Origin of the sequence: Natrialba hulunbeirensis JCM 10989 (genome assembly GCF_000337575.1) — an archaeon.
GTDB classification, from domain to species: Archaea; Halobacteriota; Halobacteria; order Halobacteriales; family Natrialbaceae; genus Natrialba; species Natrialba hulunbeirensis.
Genome location: NZ_AOIM01000037.1, coordinates 212,025 through 235,631, shown reverse-complemented (window position 1 = coordinate 235,631; position 23,607 = coordinate 212,025). Strand labels below are relative to the sequence as shown.

The 23,607-nt window shown below is 61.7% G+C and carries 24 protein-coding genes; 12 read left to right on the top strand and 12 right to left on the bottom strand.

The annotated features are described in order from the left end of the window. The 4 genes from C483_RS14560 to tgtA form a co-directional block, all read right to left on the bottom strand. On the bottom strand, positions 1-458 hold a 458-nt coding region (locus tag C483_RS14560), incomplete at its 3' end, for an ABC transporter permease (protein ID WP_006654127.1). Further along, positions 455-1,354 carry an ABC transporter ATP-binding protein gene (locus C483_RS14555; protein WP_006654126.1) on the bottom strand — a complete coding sequence of 300 codons (900 nt, stop codon included), beginning with the start codon at positions 1,352-1,354 and terminating at the stop codon, positions 455-457. The genes C483_RS14560 and C483_RS14555, both read right to left, overlap by 4 nt. Then, complete coding sequence (locus tag C483_RS14550; protein ID WP_006654125.1) at positions 1,347-3,302, bottom strand: right-handed parallel beta-helix repeat-containing protein; 1,956 nt, start codon at positions 3,300-3,302, stop codon at positions 1,347-1,349. The genes C483_RS14555 and C483_RS14550 overlap by 8 nt, the downstream gene beginning before the upstream one ends. Positions 3,303-3,377: 75 nt before the next feature. Next, on the bottom strand, positions 3,378-4,853 hold the full coding sequence (gene tgtA, locus C483_RS14545) for a tRNA guanosine(15) transglycosylase TgtA (protein ID WP_049912737.1): 1,476 nt from the start codon (positions 4,851-4,853) through the stop codon (positions 3,378-3,380). Positions 4,854-5,145: 292 nt separating this feature from the next. Here tgtA and C483_RS14540 point away from each other — a divergent pair, with 292 nt between their 5' ends. Both C483_RS14540 and C483_RS14535 read left to right on the top strand, forming a co-directional pair. Then, complete coding sequence (locus C483_RS14540; RefSeq protein WP_006654123.1) at positions 5,146-7,455, top strand: hypothetical protein; 2,310 nt, start codon at positions 5,146-5,148, stop codon at positions 7,453-7,455. Positions 7,456-8,147: 692 nt separating this feature from the next. Further along, a complete protein-coding gene (locus C483_RS14535) occupies positions 8,148-9,707 on the top strand; it encodes a hypothetical protein (RefSeq protein ID WP_006654122.1) in 1,560 nt (519 codons plus the stop codon). Between the two features lie 359 nt (positions 9,708-10,066). On the opposite strand, the gene C483_RS14530 is transcribed toward C483_RS14535, so the two are convergent. Next, positions 10,067-10,621 (bottom strand): NUDIX hydrolase, encoded by a 555-nt coding sequence (locus C483_RS14530; RefSeq protein ID WP_006654121.1) that lies wholly within the window; start codon positions 10,619-10,621, stop codon positions 10,067-10,069. Between the two features lie 186 nt (positions 10,622-10,807). Between C483_RS14530 and C483_RS14525 the strand changes: the two genes are divergently transcribed. The 3 genes from C483_RS14525 to C483_RS20055 all read left to right on the top strand — a co-directional run bounded on the left by C483_RS14525 (position 10,808) and on the right by C483_RS20055 (position 13,416). Further along, positions 10,808-11,083 (top strand): PadR family transcriptional regulator, encoded by a 276-nt coding sequence (locus C483_RS14525; RefSeq protein WP_006654120.1) that lies wholly within the window; start codon positions 10,808-10,810, stop codon positions 11,081-11,083. A 181-nt stretch (positions 11,084-11,264) separates the two neighbouring features. Next, on the top strand, positions 11,265-12,026 hold the full coding sequence (locus C483_RS14520; protein WP_006654119.1) for a hypothetical protein: 762 nt from the start codon (positions 11,265-11,267) through the stop codon (positions 12,024-12,026). A gap of 49 nt (positions 12,027-12,075) precedes the next feature. Beyond that, positions 12,076-13,416, top strand: coding sequence for an RNA-guided endonuclease TnpB family protein (locus C483_RS20055; RefSeq protein ID WP_006654118.1), 1,341 nt, complete (start codon positions 12,076-12,078; stop codon positions 13,414-13,416). A gap of 293 nt (positions 13,417-13,709) precedes the next feature. Here C483_RS20055 and C483_RS14510 read toward each other — a convergent pair whose 3' ends face one another. Beyond that, a complete protein-coding gene (locus tag C483_RS14510; RefSeq protein ID WP_006654116.1) occupies positions 13,710-14,021 on the bottom strand; it encodes a hypothetical protein in 312 nt (103 codons plus the stop codon). A 218-nt stretch (positions 14,022-14,239) separates the two neighbouring features. Here C483_RS14510 and C483_RS14505 point away from each other — a divergent pair, with 218 nt between their 5' ends. The 5 genes from C483_RS14505 to C483_RS14485 all read left to right on the top strand — a co-directional run bounded on the left by C483_RS14505 (position 14,240) and on the right by C483_RS14485 (position 16,921). Then, positions 14,240-14,533, top strand: a complete 294-nt coding sequence (locus tag C483_RS14505; RefSeq protein WP_006654115.1) for a ubiquitin-like small modifier protein 1 — start codon at positions 14,240-14,242, stop codon at positions 14,531-14,533. Between the two features lie 308 nt (positions 14,534-14,841). Then, positions 14,842-15,798: an AzlC family ABC transporter permease gene (locus C483_RS14500; RefSeq protein ID WP_006654114.1), complete on the top strand. Its 957-nt coding sequence runs from the start codon at positions 14,842-14,844 to the stop codon at positions 15,796-15,798. Continuing rightward, positions 15,788-16,105: an AzlD family protein gene (locus C483_RS14495; protein WP_006654113.1), complete on the top strand. Its 318-nt coding sequence runs from the start codon at positions 15,788-15,790 to the stop codon at positions 16,103-16,105. The genes C483_RS14500 and C483_RS14495 overlap by 11 nt, the downstream gene beginning before the upstream one ends. 66 nt (positions 16,106-16,171) lie before the next feature. Next, positions 16,172-16,558 (top strand): hypothetical protein, encoded by a 387-nt coding sequence (locus tag C483_RS14490; RefSeq protein WP_006654112.1) that lies wholly within the window; start codon positions 16,172-16,174, stop codon positions 16,556-16,558. Beyond that, a complete protein-coding gene (locus C483_RS14485) occupies positions 16,559-16,921 on the top strand; it encodes a hypothetical protein (RefSeq protein ID WP_006654111.1) in 363 nt (120 codons plus the stop codon). A gap of 137 nt (positions 16,922-17,058) precedes the next feature. Here the strand turns inward: C483_RS14485 and C483_RS14480 are convergent, their stop codons facing one another. From C483_RS14480 to C483_RS14465, 4 genes are all read right to left on the bottom strand, one after another. Next, on the bottom strand, positions 17,059-17,463 hold the full coding sequence (locus C483_RS14480; RefSeq protein WP_049912755.1) for a carboxymuconolactone decarboxylase family protein: 405 nt from the start codon (positions 17,461-17,463) through the stop codon (positions 17,059-17,061). A gap of 157 nt (positions 17,464-17,620) precedes the next feature. Continuing rightward, entirely contained in the window at positions 17,621-18,271 is a 651-nt protein-coding gene (locus C483_RS14475; RefSeq protein ID WP_049912735.1) for a hypothetical protein, read from the bottom strand. A 182-nt stretch (positions 18,272-18,453) separates the two neighbouring features. Continuing rightward, the gene (locus C483_RS14470) at positions 18,454-20,379 is read right to left on the bottom strand and encodes an aldehyde ferredoxin oxidoreductase family protein (RefSeq protein ID WP_006654108.1); all 1,926 of its coding nucleotides are present in this window, start codon (positions 20,377-20,379) and stop codon (positions 18,454-18,456) included. Positions 20,380-20,540: 161 nt separating this feature from the next. Continuing rightward, positions 20,541-20,729: a DUF1328 family protein gene (locus tag C483_RS14465; protein ID WP_006654107.1), complete on the bottom strand. Its 189-nt coding sequence runs from the start codon at positions 20,727-20,729 to the stop codon at positions 20,541-20,543. Positions 20,730-21,010: 281 nt separating this feature from the next. Here C483_RS14465 and C483_RS14460 point away from each other — a divergent pair, with 281 nt between their 5' ends. Continuing rightward, positions 21,011-21,199, top strand: a complete 189-nt coding sequence (locus C483_RS14460) for an HVO_0649 family zinc finger protein (RefSeq protein ID WP_004215107.1) — start codon at positions 21,011-21,013, stop codon at positions 21,197-21,199. Positions 21,200-21,298: 99 nt separating this feature from the next. Next, positions 21,299-22,399, top strand: a complete 1,101-nt coding sequence (locus tag C483_RS14455; RefSeq protein ID WP_006654106.1) for an archaeosine biosynthesis radical SAM protein RaSEA — start codon at positions 21,299-21,301, stop codon at positions 22,397-22,399. Positions 22,400-22,430: 31 nt separating this feature from the next. On the opposite strand, the gene C483_RS14450 is transcribed toward C483_RS14455, so the two are convergent. Further along, on the bottom strand, positions 22,431-22,832 hold the full coding sequence (locus C483_RS14450) for a VOC family protein (RefSeq protein WP_006654105.1): 402 nt from the start codon (positions 22,830-22,832) through the stop codon (positions 22,431-22,433). Positions 22,833-22,877: 45 nt separating this feature from the next. Continuing rightward, the gene (purQ, locus tag C483_RS14445) at positions 22,878-23,558 is read right to left on the bottom strand and encodes a phosphoribosylformylglycinamidine synthase I (RefSeq protein WP_006654104.1); all 681 of its coding nucleotides are present in this window, start codon (positions 23,556-23,558) and stop codon (positions 22,878-22,880) included. Positions 23,559-23,607 lie beyond the last annotated feature (49 nt).

Genomic DNA, 23,607 nt, shown 5'->3' with positions numbered 1-23,607 from the left:
GGGACGACGATCGCCACGAGGAGTCCGATCACCCGCCCCACGTAGACACCGAGGACGATCGACCGACTCGAGACTGGATACGTCTCGAGAACGTCGAGTTCGCCGCGCTGTTCGTCGGCGAGCACGGCACGGTAGCCGAACGCGACGGCGACGACGGGAACGAGTAACTCGAGTGGCGTCAGGAGATCGACGGCGGTTGGGACGTATCCGGCACGGATTCCGCCGCCGGTCCAGGCGACGCCGAGGACGACGGCGGCGAGCGCGAGGGCGAGAAGGTAGAACGGTCGAGTTCGGGCGATCGTTCGGAGTTCGCGTGCGATGATGGTTTTGAGGATGTGTTTCGTTCCGGGATGGGTGGCGCTGTTGGTGTTGGTGCTGGTACTGGTACTGGTACTGGTGGTTTTCTGGCTCTGTGCCTGTGGCTGTGGCTGTGCCTGCGTCTGATTCTCGTCGCTCATGCTGAGTCACCCTGTACAGTAACCGTGTCAGTGTCGCCGCCCGTCGCGTTCCGGTAGACGTCCCACAGCGAGTCTGCGTCCAGTTGGCTCTTGAGGTCGGCAGTCGAGCCGCGCTGGATGATCTCGCCGTCGTCGAGGAGCAACACCTCGTCGGCGACACGCTCGACCAGTTCGAGGTCGTGTGAACTCAGGAGGACTGCCATCCCGTCTGCTGCGAGTTCCGCCGCAACGTCGAACACGTGCATACTCATTCCCGGATCGAGCCCGCTTCCGGGTTCGTCGAGGATGACGACCGGCGGATCACCGATCGTCGCCTGTGCGATGCCGAGCAGGCGCGTCATTCCGCCGGAGAGCGCGTCGACCGGACGCGATGCCGCGTCGGCGAGACCGACCCGGTCGAGGTGTGCGCGTGCCGTTTCCTCCGGGTTGGGTGTGCCGACGAGCGACGCGTAGAACCGGAGCGTCTCGATGACGGTGAATCCGGGACGAAACGACGGCTGCTGGGGAAGGTAGCCGATCTGGCGCGCCGTATCGGGGCCGTGGTAGGCGACTGTTCCCGCGGTCGGCTCGTGGAGGCCTGCCAGCGCGCGAATCAGGGTTGTCTTTCCCGATCCGTTCGGACCGATCAGCGCTGTGACCGTCCCTGGTTGGAGCGTGACCGAGACATCCTCGAGAACGGAGACCGCTCCGTACTCGTGGTCGAGTCCCGCCGCCTCGAGGACCGGTCTCTGTGTCGACTCAGGTTCTGATTCCGATTCCGTCTCTAACTCTGACTCCGACCCGGACCCCGATTCAGATTCAGATTCCGATTCCGATTCCGATCCTGATTCAGGCACTGATTCTGCTGGTGAGACCGGTGATTGCGGTGACGTCGATTGCGATAGTTCGTCAGTCATTGGTCGAAATGGGTGCGTCGGCACACGACCAGGCGGAGTCGGCCCAGCCGGTTCGATCGAGTAATTCCGGATTGTTTGGCTCACAGGTTGGCGTCTGATCGACGATGCTCCCCGTCCGCATACCCGGAACCGAGCCCTCGAGTCCGGCGAGCGCCTGCAGTGCCGGCGCTCGGACGAGCGTCTGTGTGCCGTCGGTGCGGTGGAGTCGTTCGTCGACGGCATCTGTCGGCGTATACGAGCGGTCGGCGTGGGTTCCGGAAGCATCGCCCGCGATTGCTGCCCCGCCCTGCCAGTAGTTGCCGCTCTCGCCGTCGCTCCAGATGCGAAGCGGCCCGGACGTGGTCGTCGCGTGCTCGTCGTTCTCGACGAAGTCGTTGCCGACGACACGATTCGTCGGAAGCATCGCCGTCACGTCCGCACCGACGGCGTTGCCGGCGAGAACGTTGCCTTCGTAGAACGAGGTGGTCGTCTCCACGCGTAGGCCGAGTTCGTTGTCGGCGACGACGTTCGATGCGACGTACGTTTCAGTGCCCCCGATACTGAACCCGGTATCGCTGTCCCGAACGTCGTTTTCGACGATCGCGTTTCGCTCGGGACCGGTCATCACGTCGACTCCAGCGACAAGATGGCCGCGGAGCTCGTTCCCGTCAATCAGCGTGTCACTCGTGTGCATCAGATGAACGCCGATTTCGTTGTCGACTACCTCGTTCGACCGGAGAACCGTCTCCGGAGACCGGTAGAGGTAGATGCCGTTCTTCCCCCCTAGCACGGTCGAGTCCTCGACGACGCTCGACGACTGAAACAGCAAGATACCTGCGAGGCCAGCAGACGGATCCTCGGGACCCGTCACTGAGACGTTCCTGACGACGGCATCCGTGCTGTCGTAGCCGATCACCCCGCTCGCCGGCGTCTCGATTTCGACATCAGACACGAGGAGGTTGTCGGCACCGTAGGCACCGATCCCGGCGTCAGTGCCGGCGTAGTACGTCGCAAAGGTTGCATCCCACTCGTCCTCGTCGATGTCGATGGGGAGCTCCTCGCCGCCCTGCGTCTGGTTGCCGACGCCGGTGACCGCGAGGTTCTGGATTCCGACATCCGCCCCCGTAGCGGTGATTACGGTGCCGTTGCCGTCACCACGAATCGTTACCTCACCCTCACCAGCAAGCGTCATCGGCCGCTCGATATCGAGTGTCTCCTCGTAGGTTCCCTCGGGGACAACGACGGTCGTGTTCGCCGGTGCCTGATCGATCGCCTCTTGGATCGTCTCCGTCTCCTCGCCGGCGACGACCGACGGCGGCCGTTCGGCGTACGAATCGACGGCCTCGAGTCGGTCGTTGGCCATCTGGTGGTGGTCGTCGACACGATCACGAGCGACCGTCGCATCGTCCCGCTCGAACGACTGCTCGAGTACCGACTCCCAGTCGGAGACGTTGCCGCCGTGCTCATCAGTGAACATCTCGGCATCCTCGCGCTCGCTGAACGGGACCACGGTGTCGCCCGCCGGCGTCTGCGCGTCGCTGTCGACGACGAACCACGCCGTCTCGGCGTCGGTCCAGCCGGGTGACTGCTCGGGGATCGGGTATCCGTCAGCACGCAACTCGAGTGCGGTGTCGCTGTAGTCGGAGACGTACACCGTCAGCGGGTGGCCGAACTGCTGTTCGTGGCCGGCCTGCTGGCGCTCGCCGAGAAAGGTTTCGACGCCGTAGTAGCCGACGACGTACTGATACTGCGAGTAGAACACCTGCGCCTGCGGCAGGGAGACAGCGTCGTCGAGGCCGCGCTCGTCCTCGAGTGTGAGTCCGACGGGGACAGTGTCGTCGAACTCGGCGGGTGGTGGTGTCGTCGAGCCGGCGTCGACGACGAAGAGGCCGGCGAGGCCGATGATGACCACGGCCCCGACGAGGAGTATCGCGCCGAGGCGCACCGTGTTCCGGGAGCGTTCGCGCACAGCGGACGTTTGTACCTCGATGAAATATACGGTCTGGTCCGGTCGTCGAAGAGCAGCGGACCGGACTGCCGAGCATCACTCGGCGTCGAGATCCACCAGCTCGACTGTCGCTGGTACCGACTCGAGTACCCCCGCGGGCCAGCCCCGGTGTGCCAGCGTGAACTCGGTGTCCGTGTTCGCCTCGACCAGCCGCGTCACGCCGTCTGCAGCGGCCTCGAGTGCCGCACGATCGGTCCGATCCGGCACCTCTGCTGTGAGCGGGTAGCTCTTCGAGAGTGCCCGCGGGAACGGTCCGAACGGCGGTTCGACGCGCCAGGAGTCGTCGAACTCGTCACCTCGCGGGGAATCACCCTCCGTCAGGAGCAGCGAGTCCGGTACTGAAAGCCGGTCGAGTCGCTGGTGGTGGCGCAGCACCTCGGGGCGGCGCGCGCTTTCGTGGGACGTGTAGAAGAACGCGCCCTTCGAAACCGGATCCGTCTGCTCGAGTGCCGCCGCGTGGTCGAGCAGCGCCCGGTAGCCGTCGAGCATCGTCGGGTGAGCGCGAGCGCGCTGTTCGACGAGTTCGAGCAGGGTGCCGGCGCGGATGGCCTGCTTGATCCGGCGGATTTCGGCGAACGTGACGTGGAGGTTGTGAGCGGCGAGTTCTTTTTCACGCTCCTTGTCCGGGAGATCGCGAATGTCGGCCGGCGAGTTGGCGGCACAGACGGGACAGGAACACGGGAAGTACTCCAGATCGTCGAGATTCCGAGTGCCGCGAACGGTGAGGTAGCGATCATCGCGCGCGTAGAGAGCGTAGGCTGCGGAGTCGAACAGGTCACAGCCCATGGCCGCGGCGAGTGCGAACATCATGGGGTGGCCGGCACCGAAGAGGTGGACCGGTGCGTCGGCACCCAGGCCGCGCTTTGCGGCGGCGACGGCGTCGACCACGTCGTCGTAGCGGTAGTCATTCATCAGCGGGACGACCGCGCCAACAGGGAAGACATCGAGGTCGGTCGCGTCGGCGTGACGACCCGCCTCCTCCCGGAGGTCCGGATAGGTTGATCCCTGAACGGGTGCGGTGACGAGCATCTCGCCCGTGTCGACGTCTTCGGCGGCCTCGAGGCGTTCCTGTGTCGTCGTGAGTTCCTCCTCGGCCCGCTCGCGAGGCACGTCCGGTGGCGTCGGGATGTCGACCGGCGTACCGATATCCGAGCCAATCGCGTGCTGGAACTCCAGGATTTCCTCCGTCGTGACGTCGATGTCGCCGTACTCGGCGAGCTGGAACGAGCCCGAGTCGGTCATGATCGCGCCCGGGAAATCGAGCAGGTCGTGGAGCCCCTTCTCGAGTGCCTCCTCGCGGACATCGTCGGTGCCGTGGATGATGTAGGAGTTCGTGATGAGAATTTCAGCGCCGAACTCGTCGGCGAGCCGACGGGGGCTGATCGTGTCCAGATTCGGGTTGATCACCGGCAGGAGGGCGGGCGTTTCGACGGTGGTGTCGGCTCGTGGAACGGTCAGTTCGCCGAGCCGGCCGCCAGCGTCGGTCTCCCGGATTTCGAAGCACTCACGCATCGACAGTGTGTTGACGAGCGAACCGGTAAACGTTCCGTTCTCCGGGCGTTTGCTGACAGCGGGTTGGCCGGGAGTGCTTCGACGGCTGGTGTCTGGCCAGCTGTGATCAGCGTGTTCTCGCGAACGGACTGGCACGTCTCAGGCGACGACATTCGCAGCTGATGACAGTCACGCGAGTCGTAATGAATGAGTCATTAGCGACGATTGCAGGGCTTCTAACTGTCATTTCCATCCTGACATGACTGAAACAGTCAGCTTGTTTTAGCCGCTCGCGTGGGGAAGCCCCGAGCGCATGGTTTCACGATCACAGCAACTTGGTGTCGTTTTCGTGGCGCTCCTGGTCGCGCTGTCGGGGGGTCCTGCCCTCGCCGGCGGATCGGGACCAGCCGCGGACGACACTGAGGATGGAGACATGGGCGCGACGGTCGAGAACGCACAGGTAGGCACACTCGAGTTAGACGAAGTCACGATCGAAGAGGCGACGATCGAGGAGCTGACTGTCGAACAGCTCGATGTTGACGACGAGCAGCTTCATGCGTTGCTTGGAGATGAGCACGTAGGGGCCGATGAGCCCGGTGTAGACGATGACGACGGGCTCGACGATGAGAACGGTATTGACGACGCTGACGACGAGTACGACGAGAACGGCGTCGACGATGCTGATGACGAGTACGAGGATGATGGCCTCGACGAGAACGATGTCGACGATGCTGACGACGAGTATGACGACAACGGCGTCGATGACGAATACGATGATAATGGCGTCGAAGATAACGGCGTCGAGGATGACGACTACGACGAAAACGGCGTTGACGACACCGACGAGGTTGAAGAAAACGGTGTCGACGACGCCGACGAGATGGACCACGTCACCATCTCCGACATCCAGATCGAGCAGCTCGTTCTGACCGACATTTCCATCGAGGACGTCGAGTTCGAGCACGACGACGAAATGATGGATGAGGATGTCGAGGACGAGGCAGATGAGGACGTTGTTGTCGACGAGGATGAGGCGGTCGACGATGACGGCGTCGACGACGATGAACTCGACGACAACGGCGTTGACGAGAACGGTGTCGACGACACCGACGAGTACGACGAGAACGGCGTTGATGACGAATATGACGACAACGGCGTGGAGGACGATGAGTACGATGAGAACGGTCTCGAGGAGAACGACGTCGATGACACCGACGACCACGACCTCTTCGACAAGGACGCTGACGAACTCGTCGTCCAGGAACTCACCATCGAGTCGATGACCGTTGCACAGCTCACCATCGACGAACTCGTCGTCGAAGACGAGATGGCCGATGACGAGCTAGACGACGGTGTCGACGAAGAGGATGACGTCGAAACTGATGACGACCTAGTGGATGACGAAGACGACGAACTGGTCGATGAGGACGACGATGAGTTGGCAGACGATGACGAAATGATGGATGACGACGAGGCTGCTGTCGATACGGATGACGAGATGGTCGATGAGGACGACGAGTTGGCAGACGATGACGAGGCAACCGACGACGAGGACACCGGTGCATGCTGCGGTGCAGCGGATGACGAGAACGGCGTCGATGACGATGACTACGATGAGAACGGCCTCGAAGAGAACGGCGTTGACGACGCCAACGACGAGTACGAGGATGACGAACTCGACGAGAACGGTGTCGACGACGCTGACGACGAGTATGACGACAACGGTGTCGAAGAGAACGGCGTCGACGATACCGACGACACCGAACTAGACGACAATGGTGTCGACGACACCGAGGAAGCCGTCCACGAAATCAGCCAACTTACGATCCAGCAGTTCACCGTGGACGAACTCACTGTCGAATCGATGACCGTCAGCGCCATCGACGACACGATGGACGACGGCGTCGACACCGACGACGAACTCGACGAACCCGACGAGGAAGCAGCACCTGATGAGACCGACGACGAGTACGAAACTGACGAGAACGACGCTGCTGTCGACGACGGTGACGAGGCAGTGACCGAGTGCAACGTCGAGGAGACTGACGAGCACGCGGAGTACGATGACGGCGCGGACCACGACGAGAAAACCGACGATAAAGACGCTCACGATGACGAGTACGATGACAACGACGCTCATGATGACAAAGACGCCCACGACGACGAGTACGACGACAAGAACGCGGTAGATGAGACACACGACGACAAACAGGACGACCACGCCGACGACGACCACGCTGTGGAGAACGACTACGAGGAGAACGGCGTTGACGATGCCGACGACTATGACGACAACGGCGTCGAAGACAACGGTGTCGACGATACTGACGACACTGAACTCGACGACAACGGCATCGATGACGATGAAACCGCCGTTGACGACAACGGCGTTGATGACATGGACGAAGTGACCATCGAATCACTCTACGTCTCGTCGATCACCGTCGGTGACGCGACTGCTGACAGCTTCTCGGTCGGCGAAGCGACCGGGATCGACGACGACCACGATGACGAACGTGACGACGGACTCGACGATGATGACGGACTCGACGATGACGACGATGAGTACGACGATGATGCCGACTACGACGACAACGACGAAGAGTACGCACTCGCCGTCTAACGCGAACGAGGAGGCGAAAGCGAAACCAAAACCGGAACCGAGACGATAAACAACCAGCCAGCCAAACGACACCGACCGCCTCTCGGTCGGTTTGCTGGTCAGTTGCCGGCTATTTTTTGGCCTCCAATCCGCAGCCAGTGTCCGTCCCTCTATCCTAGCAGTCCGTCCGTGCGATAGGCCCGGCTGTACCCACACACAGTATTCACACTGGTCGTACCGCTGTCGTGCGATCATGTGGACAGTGACTTGCAGTGGCTTGCAGTGGTTCCTCTCCTTGCCACCCTCTGTCCTGTCCCTTCCGTCTCACACTGCTTGCCGACTCACACCCTGTGGCTGTCCGCGAGCCAGGCCAACTGGCTCACGCTACTCGAGTACCACGTCGTCACATCACCACACCACTACACCATCACTGGAACAATCCGCACTCGTGTCGGTCATCGGTTGAGTACAGTCATCGGAGAGGTACTGATCGCCAGTAAATGAGTGGTTCCAATAATCAAGTGGCAGCCGCAGGCACAAACGCAATTCAGTTCAAACGGCTGCTCGAAATCGCCGCTGAAAATGTGATGGGATACTGATGTGATGAACGAGTGATTAGCGACCATTGCACGAATTCTAACTGGACTTTTCGCTGCGATAAGCCTGTAACAGTCGGCTCGTTTTAGCCAACAGTAGGCGGTATGTCAGTCCGCATGGTTTCACGACCACAACAACTCGGAGTCGTCTTCGTCGCACTGCTGGTCGCACTGTCGGGGGGTCCTGCCCTCGCCGGCGCGACGGCACCTGCAGCGCAGGACGACACCGGAGACATGAGCGCAACACTCGAGAACGTACAGGTAGGCACACTCGACCTCGATGACGTCACGATCGAGGATGCCACCATTGAGGAGCTCAACGTCGAGCAGTTCGACGTTGATGCTGAAGAACTCGAAGAGGAACTGGACGAGAACGACGAAGCGGATGACGAGGATAACGGCGTCGATGACAACGACGACGCCGCTGACGACAATGGCGTCGACGAAAACGATGAGAACGATAACGACGCCGCTGACGACAATGGCGTCGATGATGAGGACAACGGCGTTGACGACGAAACTGACGACGACGCCGAGTCCGTGATGATCTCTGACATCGAGATCGAGCAGCTCGAACTCGAGGACGTCTCGATCGAGGACCTCGAACTCGATGAAGATGAGATGGAAGACGAGATGGACGATGAGGAAATGGACGAGGATGACGACGCTGACGCCGATGATGAGAACGGCGTCGACGATGAGGACAACGGCGTTGACGACAACGACGACACCAACGCGGACGATGAGGACAATGGTGTCGACGATGACGAAAACGGCGTCGATGACAACGACGACGCCGCTGACGACGATGAGGCCACGGACGACGAGTTCGACCTCTTCGACGAGGATGCTGACGAACTGACCGTCAACGAACTCACCATCGAAACCATGGATGTCGATCAGATGACGATCGACAACCTGGAGATCGAGGATGACGACGGTGTCCTCGACCAGATCGGTGACTTCTTCGACGGCATCTTCAACGATGACGACGAGAACGACGAGGCAGATGACGAGGACAACGGCGTTGACGACAACGACGACGCCGCTGACGATGACGCCACCGATGACGACAACGGCGTCGACGACGAAAACGATGAGAACGATAACGGCGTCGCTGACGACGAAGACGACGCAAACGGTGAGGAACTCGAGCAGCTGACCATCGAGCAGTTCGACGTTGACGAGGTCACCATCGACTCGATGACGATCGAGTCACTCGAGGAGGCCGACGATGACGACACCGACGACACCGAAGCAGATGACGAAGAGAACGGTGTCGACGATGAGGACAACGGTGTCGACGATGACGAGAACGGCGTCGATGACGAGGACGACGACATGGCCGACGAGGATAACGGCGCTGTCGACGACGAAAACGGCGAGGATGACGCAGATGACGAGAACGGTGTCGCTGACGACGAAAACGATGAGAACGACATGACCGACGAGGAGACCGTCTCGCACGCGAGCGCATCCTCAATCTCGATCAGCGACGCGACGGCAGAGACCGTCACGCTCGGTGACGCGTCCGACCTCGAAGACCTGACTGAGGAAGAGGACGAGATGGATGACGACGATGAGATGGACGATGACGATGATGACACCGACGAGGACAACGGTCTCGACGACGACAACGACAACGACGACCAGAACTCCATCGCAATCCTGGGCTAAGCTGACGCCAGCGCTCCCGCCCGGGAGCCGCTGAACGCAACCGCACCGACACGGACACAACCCAGACACCCACCTGGACTCGGCCTCGGCGTGCCATCGGCGCGCCCGGGCCTGCGGTCGCATTTTTTCGCACACTAGACGCCATATCGACACTGCGTATTCGAGACTGATCGCTCACCCGGACAGACAGCCAGACAGTCAGACATTCAGACATTCAGACAGCCAGATAGCTAGACAGCTAGACAGCCAGACAGCCAGACGGCCAGACGTCCAGACAGACCCGGACTCGAGTACAGTAGCGACAGCGACGGTCGTACGGAAGGCACACGAGATGTGCAAGTCGATTCTTGGTCTGCTCGCTAGTCGGCACCCTCCCGAAGCTGATAGTACGACACCGCAAGCGCCAACCGCCCATCGCGAACGTCGCCAGCCAGCAGGGACTCGAGTACCGTCTCGAAGGCGACCGGCTCGACGCGGATGCTTTCGTTGTGGTCGAGTTCCTGTTCGGCCGTTGGCTGACAGCCCTCGGCGACGAAGACGTGCAGGACCGAGTCGGCGATACCGTTTGCGGGTTCGACGGTGACGAGTGGCTCCATGCGGTCGGCTTCGTAGCCGGTTTCCTCGCGGAGTTCCCGGTGGGCGGCGGCCTCGAGGTCGGTGTCGTCGGGTTCGGTACCGCCGACGGGGAGGCTACGGTTGACGCGGGAGACTGCCTGTCGCCATTCGTCGATGCAGACGACATCGCCGTCGGCTGTGAACGGGAGGATACAGACGCTTGGCGGTTCGGAGAGGTAGTCGAAGTCGGTTTCGGTGCCATCGGGCAGGCGAACGGACTCGTTAACGATATCGAAGCCCGGACAGGTGTACGCTACCTCTCGGTCGGTGGTTTCCCAGGCGAGCGGATCGGTCGGCATACCAACCGGTACGGCGCAGTCTGGCAAAAACACGGCGTCACGGAGTGAGCGATGACACACTCGAATCTATCGGGGGCTAAATCGGCGGACGGCAGGCTATGCAGTCCGTTCTGCCTTCCTCAGTGGTCGTACAGGCTCTATAACAAAGCCACGAATGGATGAAGGTTGCAATTCAGAGGATGATCCATGGATCAGTTAACCGGATTCCAGCGTGATTTGCTGTACGTAATCGCAGGGAAGGATCGACCGTCCGGCCAAGAGATTCTCGACGATATCAATCGGTATATCGACCAGCCGGTCACTCATGGACGGCTGTATCCGAATCTCGATACACTCGTCGAGAAAGAACTCGTCGAGAAGGGGCAACTCGACCGCCGGACGAACTACTACGCACTGACACCGAAAGGACGACGGATCTTACAACGCCGTCAGGAGTGGGTCAACCAGTACGTCGACGTCTGAGCACTCCTGACGAGTTTCGGGCGACTTCTCGCGCACGGATACGGCTGACACTTGCTGTTCAGACGTACCGCTGTCGGTCTATCACTGTTCAGACGCACCGCTGTCTGTCGCTTCGGATCCGTGACTTGCAGCCCTCTCCCCGTACCTACTTGTGCGTCTGGCCCACTCGTTAGATCGCTCAATGACGGACCAGAGTCGTGGCGTACTCACTCGGTGGCTACTCCTGACAGGGAACCGACTTCTGGTCGCCGTTGTCGTGCTGGCTCTCCTCTCGATAATCGCCGGCATCGCCGGGTTCGGACCCGTTCGGGAGAATCACTCGCCGCTGTACTACCTGCTCGGCAGCCTCGTCGCCGGCAACATCACACTCATCACCGTCGTCGTCTCGATCAACCAGCTCGTCATCTCGCGTGACTTCGGCACACCGGGCGAACTCCAGCGTGAGATCCGCGAGACACTCGCCTTCCACCGCAGCGCGACGAACGGCTCGGCTGCCTCGCTCACACCCGCCGGCTTCCTCCGAGCGGCGATCGCCGATCTCGACAGGACGACCGCAGAACTCGGCACCGACGCCCCCGAAGAGACACCGTTTCAGGAGTCATTACTCGCCGTTCGGGAGCGCCTACAGGCACACACCGACCGTGTTTCAGCACGTCTCGGCTCCGATGACGACAGTCTCCGCAACGTCGTCCTCGCCATCTACCCCGTCCGCTATCTCGACTATGTACAGGACCTCTACTCGATTCAGGCGACCCATACTGCGAGGAGTTCCGCTCACACCGACGACCGACTTGCCCAGACTGTGGTCGCACTCGAGTTCCTCGACATCGCGCGGTACTACTTTCTCTCGATGTACATTCAGCAGGAACTCTCGCGGCTGTCGCGATTGCTGGTCTATACGCGGTCAAGGCAGAGTACCACGGGTCACCTGACCCGTGGGTGAATGCCGACAAATCGCCATCTTTACAACAATTAACGACAATTAAATTATTGTGCAAGATGCAGGACTAACCCAGACACTCTCCTTTGGACTCACCCTCCAAACAGGTAGTTCTGACAACTTGCACGAAGGCTGTCTCGAAGCCAGACGGGTCCGCAACGAAGTCAACCGACTCGACAAAGAAGGCTGGGACTGGAACGATATCCACGACACCGTTGTGGACAACTCCTACCACGTCAAAAACACCACGCAACTTCTCGTCAAAAAAGCTCTCAAAGAGCTTGAGACGTACCACGACCACAAAGACGACGAGTGGGGCCGACCATACCCGTACATCCACGAAACGTATCCCCTACGGATGAACCACAACGAGGGCTACGCCCTCACCGTGGACGATTCAGGAGACATTCAGTTCCGAATCAGCTACAAACCGTACAACTACGTCAAAGGCGTGCTTCGAGGCAGTCCAGACCACCTTGAACAAGTAAAAACTGCACTTCGCTCTGATGCGTGGCGAGTAGGTGTAGCTGAACTCGTGTACAAACACGACGAGTGGCGACTCCACGTCTCAGTCACGCATAAAAGCCGTACTGTAGCACCTCCAGACAATGCTGGCACGGTTGTTGGAGTGGACATTAACGAGGATTGCGTCGCACTCGCCGCGATGAATCGAGACACAGGAGATGTGCTCGACTCGGTGGTCATCGAATACCCTGAGATCAAGCGCATTCGTCATGAGTTCTTCACGAAGCGCAAGCGGATGCAAAAGGTCGGTCAAACAGCGTTCGAGAACGTTGTCCGCACAGAGGAACGGGACTTCGTTCACGACCACCTCCACAAAGTATCCCGTGACGTAACCAGATGGGTTTCCCAATTCAACGACCCGGTACTCGTCTTTGAAGACCTCAAAGACATGCGAGACTCACTCGATTACGGCACGCGGATGAACCGCCGCTTACACTCACTGCCGTTCGCGGCGCTCCGCGACACGGTGACGTACAAAACTGCATGGAACGGTGTTCCCTCAGATGACGTGAACCCCGAGTACACGTCCCAGCGGTGCCCTCGCACGGAGTGTTTGCACACGGAGCGAGCGAATCGTCGTCGGAAGCGGTTCAAGTGCAAGTCCTGTGGGTTTCAAGACCACTCGGATAGGAAGGCAGCGGTGTGTGTGGCGCAAGAATGGGTTGCTGACCACGATGTAAATGTGCCGTCTCTCAAAACCCTTCCGCGAGTGTGGAAGGTGAGACGGACGGCATCGGGCCTGTGTGAAGGGGCCGACGCTCACGGAGCAGTTTTTGCTTCGGGTGTTACCGACATCGGAACGTCGGCGCAAGACTCACAGAGTCGAGCGCGAGCGGAATTAAAGCCTGTTGCGTCCACGGCGGACTAGACACAGACGCCCCGTGTCACCCGACGCGGGGTACTTCACGCGGGGCTGCCGGCGATTGCGCTGGCTGGCGGTTCGCTCGTTCATCTCAGCGGGTACGATGGTGGTGCACCGCTCTCTGGAGCGTCGACGACGATCGTGACGGCAACGCTGCTGTTCGGTCTGTTCCCGATTGCGTTGCTCGCGGCTGCCGTGCTTCGGATTTCGACGATCGCACAGTCGATTTCGATTACGCCGTTCGATCCGAACTGAGATGGTGACTATCGGACTGTGGTGACCGTCTGGGTCGGTGTTGTTCAGTTCCCGTTTTCGTCTTCGTCCTCGTCCTCGCCGTCGTCCTCATCAGCACCCGCTTCGTCCTCACCGTTCTCCTCATCACCGTTCTCGTCGTCCGTCACATCGGTTCCGGCCTCTTCGTCTCCGTCCTCATCCTCCTCGTCATCCTCGTCTTCGATATCCTGCCCGTTTCCAGTCCCCTCCTCGGCTTCTGGTTCGCCATCCTCGTCTTCCGGCGCAGTGTCCCCGCAGCCCGCGATGAGCATCGCCGAAATCGTCGCGCCAGCCGTTCCGAGTAGCCGCCGTCGCGTTCGGTCACGTTCGGTTGTCATACCTGCATTTCCCTACGGACGCGAATAAACGCTGAGCCGACACCTGCGTGCACGCTCACGTTCTCGTCTCGCGATCATAGTAACAACTGAAACGGGTTCCACACTGATCGCCGATCCGTCTGGCGATCAGATGTGCACTGACTTTCAGTGGCTACTACAGACGACCGCCATCTCGCCACCGACGCCGAACTTATGTCGAATCCGCTCAATTAGCGCGTATGGAACTCACACTCCGCTTCTTTGCGACGTACCGCGAAGCCGTCGGCGAAAAGGAACGAACCCGAACCGTCGACGACGACGCAACCGTCGGCGACGTCCTCGCCGACCTCGAGTCGCAGTACGACGGCCTCGACGGACAGCTACTCGAGTCCGACGAGATTCGCCCGCAGTTGAGCGTACTCAAGAATGGACGGGACGTGACGCATATGGCGGGAGCGGAGACGGAACTCGAAGACGGCGACGTGGTATCCGTGTTCCCGCCGGTCGCGGGCGGTGGACGGCCGCAACCGTGAGCAAGTTCACGCCGTGTTACTGCGGTAGCGAGTGAACCGCCTCGGGGTCAAGTGGTTCGAGACGCTTCGCGTCTCGTCATCAAGCGAGACCGAAGGTCTCGCGGACATCGCGGAGCTTCGCTCCGCTCAGTCACGGAAATCTCCGATTTCCGTACGACCCCGAGGCACTCGGCCTGCTCCGCCTGTAGACTGCCCACGAAATTTTCTGTTGTCTGCTTTCAACGCCCGAAGGTATACGGCTACGCCGGCCGGCGATTCCGAGAACGCTTTACGCATCGGTCCGCCGAGAGATAGCGAAGAGTGATCGAATGGATCGGAACCCAGAGACCGACGTGTATTCCACAGAGGAGCGATCTGATCGAGAGACTACCGATGCGACGGATACGACAGCGCGTGCGGACGAGTCGGAGACCGTACCTGGAACGGAGCCGACAGCTGAGTCTGGTTCCGCGGCGGCTGAACTCGAGTACGGATATGACTCGGACACCGACGCGAACTCTGGTCCCGAGTCCGATTCTGACTCCAATCCGAGTCCCGTCTCCACTGCCGACACGGGCCAGAATCCGACGCCGGATCCCGAAACCGTCACGTTCGGTTGGGAAGGCGTTCGAACCGGCTTTCTCACCTGTCTTCCCGTCGCACTCGGCGTCGGCGGCTACGGCATCGCGTTCGGCGTGCTCGCCAGCCAGGCCGGTCTGAGCGTCGCCGAGGCCGCGCTGATGAGCGCGACCGTCGTCGCCGGGGCCTCACAGATCGTCGCCATCGAACTCTGGGCTGATCCGATTCCGATCGCTGCGGTGCTCGTCACGACGTTCGCGATCAACCTCCGATACTCGCTGATGGGTGCAGCACTCCAGCCGTGGTTCAAACACCTCTCGCCGGCGAAGGTGTATGGCAGCCTCTTCGTCATGGCCGACGAGAACTGGGCGCTGACGATGCGAAATCTCCGGTCGGGGGCCGGATACGGCGCGTTCTTGCTCGGCAGCGGCTTCGCCGTCTGGCTCTTCTGGGTCGGCGCGACCGTCATCGGTGCCGTCGCGGGCGGCGTCGTCGGCGACCCGACCGAGTACGGCTTTGACTTCATCCTCGCGGCCGTCTTCCTCGCACTCGCCGCCGAACTCTGGGAGGGAAAATCCTCGCTCGTCCCGTGGACCGTCGCACTCGCAGTCGCCATCGTCGCCGCAGAACTCGTCCCGGGTCGATGGTACATCCTACTCGGCGGCCTCGCAGCGGCCGCTGTCGAGGTGATCCGCTATGATCAGTGACGCGCTGTCGCTCGATCCGCTCGTCGTCGGCGTCGTCCTCGCGATGGCTGCGGTCACGGTGCTCACCAAGGTCGGCGGCATCTGGATCGTCCGCCGCTTCGAACTCAGCGAGCGACTCGAAGCCGGCCTGAACGTCCTCCCGGGTGCGATCGTGATCGCCGTGCTCGGTCCGGAACTCGTGAACGGCGGGCCGGCGGAGTGGGGCGCTGCGGTCGTCGTTCTGGTCGTCATGTGGCGCACCGAGAGCATTCTGCTCGCGCTGTGTGCGGGCGTGCTCTCGGTCGTGGGATTCAGAGCGCTACTCTAGTGCGACAGCGGCATGGACAGCGGATCGCCGACGCGCCTTTATGATCGCTGCGAGTACATAATCCGTATGACCCGCCGTATCGAACGCTCCTTTCGGGGCATCTCCGAGCGGCTCGCGATTCGGTATCTGACAAACCTCGGCGGCGAGCGCGTCGAATCGGCAGCCGAGGCCACGCCCACGCCCACACGCACACCCGATCACGACAGTGTGGATACCGACTACGAACGCGACGACCACCACGACTACGACCACGACCACGATGCCCCCCGCGACGGCACATCGCCAACCGTCGTGGGTGACTCCTGGCAAGCGACACTCACCTCAGAGTCCGTCCAGATCGGGCCGACGCTCACGCTAACTGAGGTGACCGTCGTCTTCGAAGGGCAAGAGTCCGCCAACCTCGAGAAACTCGTCGAAAACTTCGCTCAGAAAGCCATGCGTGCGGGTGGCTAGATGACCGAAACCGATGATCTAATAGAGGGCCAGATCCTCCTGCTCACGGCCGCCAAAGCGAGCGTCCCACCGGAGCGCCTGCCCGACCTCGTCGACCGAGCGCAGACACTTCTCGCACCGCGACGCGAGCGTTACCGCCGCGAGTTCGAGCGTGCCTACACCGATGCCGACCGCGAGATGTTCCTCGTCAACTGGGGTCACTGGGACGACCTCGGCGAGGAACTCGAGTTGACCGAGCGAGAGACGGCAGCGGTTCGGCGGGCACACGAGGAACAGGTGCGTCGAATCGGCCGCCGGCAAGACCGTGAGGGGGAGTTCGAGACGGCGTTCGAGATTCGGGAGCCGGTGCTTATTGGGCGGTAACTGGCTCTGATCTCTGGCCGCTCTTATACGACTCGGCTGGCGACGACAGGGATGGGCCGCCGCCAGTTGCGTCGGGCTGCACTCGAGTTACCGCGAGTCCGCCAAGTCACCCCGCTCACAGACCACCACTATTCGACTCAGTCAGCACCGGCAGCCGCTGCCTCCTGCTCTTTGAGATGATCGACGATGTCCGCCGTCTCGGCGACGAACTCGTCCATGTCGATCTCGTTGCCGTGCAGCGTCGTCGAGAAGTAGCGGGTCAAACTGGCGAGTGAGACGGTCTCCTCGAGTTCGGATTCGGTCACGTCGGCCAGCCGCGCCTCCTCGCGGTGGAAGTGCGTGCAGTACGGACACGAGATGGCGGCGGCAACACCGACGCCAATGAGTCCCTTCTCGCGCGGCGAGAGCTCCGTCTCGCCGAGGGTAAGATCTCGGAAAAGCCCCCAGCTGTGGTCGCCTGCGGGGGCTGCGATGTGTTCCATCCAGCTCGGTACCTGACCGAGTGTCTGTTCGATTTCTTCCTGGGTGTCTGGTGTTGTCATGGTCGCGACCTCCACTGGAGCGTACAGGCTCCTGTCGTAGATAGGCATTCGTTAGAACTGATGCAGTGGCTGCTCGGCGTGCAGGGGGTGCACTCGAGTCAGTGGCTGCAGTGGCTGCGTTCGGGTGACTGTCTACGAACCAAAAGGTGCGTCGTAGCTACTGCTCCCGCCGTTGCTGGTCGGACCGTCGCTGCTCGCCGGCCGACGCGATCCACTCCGGGACCATCGCGACGACGGACGCTGGGAGCCGTGCTAGCAGCCACTCTCCCAATCGAGCCAGCGGGTGTCTGAGCGCGGCGTAGCCGATCGAGATCAGGAGCAACACCACGACCGCCGTCTCGATCGTCGCGTTCGCGTCGAAGACGAACAGCGCGGGAAACGCGAGCATCGCCGCCAGTGCGAGGTCTGACGGCGCGCCGTCGTAGCGAATCCAGCGCCGCGGCGCGAGCCACCGGCCGTGATAGTGGCTGTAGACCGCCCGATCCGAGGTGCCGAGCCACGGCTTGAACTCGAGTCCGCAGCCGAAGAGATCCATGACGGAGTGCAGGCCGGCGGCGACGAGAAAGACTGCGAGTACGACGGTGAGGTCACTCGGTGCGAAAACGGCGACGAGGGACGCGGGTGCGGCGAGCACCCAGTAGTAGACGGGGAAGTGAAGCGTGCGACGATGGCCTGCTGCGAGGTCGAAATCGGGAAAGAGGCCGCCGAGAATCGCGGCGACGGCGGCGACGGTGCCGAACGCGGGGGAGACGGTCGCGATGGCGGCGGCGAGCGCGAGCCCGGCGAGGGCGTGGGTCGTGGCCATCATCGTGCGTCTATCCGTGGTTGGGACGGGGCTGGTATAGCAGCATCGGGTTGTGCGCGTGTGATCTGCAGCTCGGATTGTGCGTGTGTGACCTGCTTCCAGAGCGGCTGCAATACCACACCGGACAGGACAAGAGAGCCAACCCACGACTGCAGTCATCCGGGCTCCGAAAACCGCAGAAGGAGTCAGTCGTCCGCCGGTGCCGCCGAATCGCCAGCGGAGACGCCCGTTCCCGGACCGATCTCGATCTCGAGCTCCTCGAGTTTCTCGTCGGGCACGACGCCGTCGACCCAGCCACGGTGATCGTAATACTCCTCCTTCATCTCCCCAAGTTCGCAGAACTCGCCCTCGCTCGCGCCCTGGCCGGGGATGCCGTCCTCGCCCTCGAGGAAACGCGCCGGGAGCGAGTCGTCAGCGCCGTCGAAGCCGACGAGGTTGTTGTAGTAGCGCTCTAAGTTGTAGATGCGTTCGCCGGCTTCGAGCAGTTCCTCCTCGCTGACGTCGAGGCCAGTCATGCCGTTGTATTGGAGCACGTACTCCTCGATCCCCTCCGCGAAGGCGTTGAACTTGCAGATGTCGAACGAATCGCTGATGGCGTGGAGGTCCTGGAAGGCGGCGGTGAGTTCGCCCTTCCCCTCGTACTCGTAGGGGTCGACCTTCTCGGGAATGCCCAGAATCTCTGCTGCCGGCGTGTATCCGCGCAGGTGACAGGCCCCACGGTTCGAGGTGGCGTAGCCGATACCCATCCCCTTCATACAGCGCGGGTCGTAGGCCGCAATGGTCTGGCCCTTCACCGCGAGGGAGTTGTCGTGGGCCTCCTTGCGATCCGCGACGCGTCGTGGTCCTTCCGCGAGCAGGTCCGCGAGGTCGTCCTCGCGGCGGGCGATCCGCTCGATCATGTCGATCATGGTCTCCGTGTCGCCCCACTCGAGTTCCCCTTCGTCGAGTTTGCCCTCCTCGGTCATCTCCATGGCCATCGCCATCATGTTGCCCGCTTCGATGGTGTCGACGCCCATGTCGTTACAGCGGTCGAGCATGAGTGCGACGGCGTCGCGGTCGGTGTGGCCGGAGTTCGGGCCGAGCGCGTAGGCGGATTCGTACTCGTAGGATTCGGTACGGACGTTCATCTCCTCGCCCTTGTGCATCGCCTGCACCTCGACTTCCTTCTTGCAGGCGACCGGACAGGAGTGACAGGTCGGTTCGTCGACGAGGATGTTCTCGCGGACGTTCTCCCCGGAGACGCGTTCGGCGTCGATGTCGACGCCTTCAGCATCGCGCATAGCCTCAGTCGAGGTGTAGCGACCGTTTTTCGTCGGCAGCCCGTCCATCTCCTCGCCGATGTTCATCAGGACGTTCGTGCCGTACATCGAGAGGCCGCCCTCGTTCGGCGCGGTGACTTCGGACTCCGTGATCGCCTGCATCGCCTGCTGGTGGCCCTCACGGAACGTCTCCTGATCGGCGGGCTGGGGCATCTTCGTCGTCGACTTGATGACGATCGCCTTGAGGTTCTTCGACCCCATGACACAGCCCGTACCACCGCGACCCGAGGCGCGGTCGTCCTCGTTCATAATGCAGGCGTACTTGACCTCGTTCTCGCCACCGGGACCGATCGCCATCAGCGAGAGGTTCTTTCCGTAGCTGCCGTCGACCTCCTCCTCGAGTTGGTCGCGCGTCTCGTGGACGCCCTTCCCCCAGAGGTCGCTGGCGTCGCGGAGTTCGACCTCACCGTCCTCGATGTAGGCGTAGACCGGGCTGTCGGCCTCGCCTTCGAAGAGGAGGCCGTCGAAGCCGGCCCATTTCAGGCGTGCACCGGACCAGCCGCCGTGGTGGCTGTCAGTGACGGTGCCGGTCAGGGGTGACTTCGTACAGACGGCGATACGACCGCTCATCGTCACCTGTGTCCCTGAGAGCGGGCCGTTCATGAATGCGAGCAGGTTGTCCGGCCCGAGCGGGTCGACATCCGGACCCTGTTCGAAGACGTACTTCACCCCGAGGCCGCGTGCGCCGATATACTTGCGAGCGTCGTCCTCGTCGATCGACTCGTATGCTACCGATTTCTCGGACAGATCGACTCGAGCGACTCGGTCCTGAAAACCACCAATTTCGGTCATGATAATCCTTCCCAAGTTACTTGGATGGCTGTCCTGTTAGTTGTTCACACTCATCCGAAACCAGTTTTGGTTACGCACCGCTCGAATCACGATCTGGTACTCGACAGTCGCTGCGCTGCTGGCGGCGGTCGTCCCGCCAGTGGAGCGATCAAACCGGCACGCTACAGAAGGAGCGCGACGATCGCCAGCACGATGAACACCAGCACGAAGATCCGTGCGATTTCCATCGAGATGCCGGCGACACCCCTGGCACCGACCGCGGCTGCGATGATTGCGAGGACGAAGAAGACGATCGCCCAGTACAGGAACCCATCACCGGCGAGCTGAAGCGGTGGCGCGAACTCGAACATGGAGGCGGCTATCACCGCGCCCCACATAAACGCCGAGGACCGTCAACCACAGTTTGGGACGCTAACTACGGGCTACAGCCGAGTAAGCGCTGGTTCCGTAGGTCGCCTTCAAATCGGTGCAGTCAATTTGGTATTGCTATATACGGTTGATTGATGTGTGTTGTGTCCGCACCTCCGAGATCCGTATCGTCCGCTAGAGTCCCTATTTCCATCGTTCTAATCAGTCTCGCCGCTAACCAGTGACCCCAATCGTTAAGATATCTCGTGTGCTATGATAGCACATGTCTACCTATCGCTCCCCCTTCGACCGACTCCGGGCGAAGTTCGACGAGGCCGAACTCGAGTGCCGGAAGTGTGGGTTCCACGACGAGAGCGGCGGGTGGCAGGTCAATTCGTCGGGTAGTCGTGTCCAGTACCGATTCGTCTGTCCGTCCTGCGACGCGGTCGAGACGCGGGAGATGCGACTCTGAGTCGCCCTGCATCGGCTCGCGGTCGGCTCTATTTTACGGCGTGTGTGGCCCCAGGTCCAGACGAAGGCGCTTTAGGCGCTGGCCCGCTTTGTCCTCCCAATGAGTCAACCCACGCCCGAGGTCTACGAGCAGGGCAAGGGCATGGACGCCCACAATCAAGTGATGCGGGAGATTCGCTCGCGCAAGGAGGCGAGCTACGATCCGCACGAGCCGACCCGCGTCTGGCTGGACGAGGACAACACTCCCACTGGCGTCAAGCAGAGCCTGACGATCATCCTGAACACCGGCGGCTGCCGGTGGGCGCGCGCCGGCGGCTGTACGATGTGTGGCTATGTCGCCGAGAGTGTCGACGGCGGCAGCGTCAGCCACGAGGCCCTGATGAACCAGATCGACGTCTGCCTCGAGCACGAACGGGAAAACGGGGACGAACCGGCCGACCTCATCAAGATCTACACCTCCGGTTCCTTCCTCGACGAGCGCGAGGTCGGTGCGGAAACTCGACGCGCGATCGCCGACACCTTCGCCGACCGCGAGCGCATGGTCGTCGAATCCCTGCCGGACTTCGTCGACCGGGAGAAAATCGGCGACTTCACCCAGCACGGCGTCGACACCGACGTCGCAATCGGCCTCGAGACGGCCACGGATCGCGTGCGCCACGATTGCGTCAACAAGTACTTCGATTTCGCGGACTTCGAGGACGCCTGCGCTGAGGCTGCCGCCGCCGACGAGGAGGCTGGCGCGACGGCCGACGCTGGCATCAAGGCCTACCTCCTGATGAAGCCGCCCTTCCTCACGGAGTCCGAAGCCGTCGAGGACATGATCTCCTCTGTCGAACGCTGTGCCGCTGTCGAGGGCTGTCACACCGTCTCGATGAACCCGTGTAACGTCCAGCGCTACACGATGGTCGACGACCTCTACTTCAACGACGGCTACCGGCCGCCGTGGCTCTGGTCTGTCGCACACGTACTCGAGGAGACCGCCGATATCGACGCCATCGTCGTCTCGGACCCGGTCGGTCACGGTTCGGACCGCGGGCCGCACAACTGCCAGGAGTGTGACGACCTCGTCCAGAAGGCGATCAAAGATTTCGACCTGCGACAGGACCCGTCGGTCTTCGAGCAGGTCTCCTGTGAGTGCGAGCGGACGTGGGAGGTCGTGATGGAGCGCGAGCGGAGTTTTAACCAGCCGCTGACTCGATAGCGACTCGTTCTTCTCGGAGATTGTTCTTGTATCACTCCTCGGTGAGCGGCGGATACGCGACTTCCCAGAGGTGTTCATCGGGGTCCGCAAAATAACCCGAATAGCCGCCCCAGAAGACCTCTTGTGCTAACTTCACCACCCGTCCACCGGCGTCTTCCGCTCGTTCCAGAATCGTATCTACTTCCGTCTTCGAGGAGACGTTGTGTGCCAGCGTAACGCCGGAAAACCCGTTCCCATCGTCCGAAACGGTGGCATCTTCGGCGAGAAGATCGCGCGGGTAGATGGCCAACCATGTTCCCTCGAGTGGGAAGAACGCAACATCGTCGTCCGGGTCGCGCTCGCGCATCGGGAACCCGAGTCCGTCCCGGTAAAACTGGATCGAGTCCTCGATATCGGAGACGCCGAGCGTAACGAGCGTGATTTTCGGGTCCATACGGACGGCCCAACGTCGTCCGCAGTGATAATGGTACCTCGTCTGTCAGGCCGATTCGAAGCCGCGCAGCACGCCCTGCCCGTCCGTCGGGCCGACATCGGGGAGCGTCGCGCGCTCGGGGTGGGGCATCAGCACGGCGACGGTCTCGCGGTCGCCGAGGATTCCCGCGACGTTGTGCTTCGAGCCGTTCGGGTTCGCCTCGGCGCTCGGTTCACCGTCCTCGTCGCAGTACCGAAAGAGCACGCGGTCGTCGTCCTCGAGTTCGGCGAGTCGCTCCTCGCTGATTTCGTAGCGCCCTTCGCCGTGAGCGATCGGGATCTCGATGACGTCGCCCTCGTCGTAGGCGGCGGTCCAGAGCGTGTCGTCGCGCTCGACGCGGAGATAGACGTGCTCACACTGGAAGCGGGCGCTCTCGTTGGTCGTGAACGCGCCGTCGGTGAGACCGGACTCGCAGCCGACCTGCGCGCCGTTGCAGACGCCGAGAACAGGCGTGCCGTCGGCGGCGGCGTCGCGGACTTCGGCCATGATCGGTGAGCGAGCCGCCATCGCGCCCGCGCGGAGGTAGTCGCCGTAGGAGAAGCCGCCGGGGAGAACGATGCCCGTGGTGTCCGCCGGGAGGCCGTCCTCGTGCCAGACGATTTCGGCGTCGATGTCGAGGTGGGAAAGGGCGCGCTCGGCGTCGCGGTCGCAGTTCGAGCCGCCGAACCTGATGATCGAAACCGTCACAGTCGACACCCCTCGGTGGTGTGACCGGCGGTTTCGATCAGTGTGATTG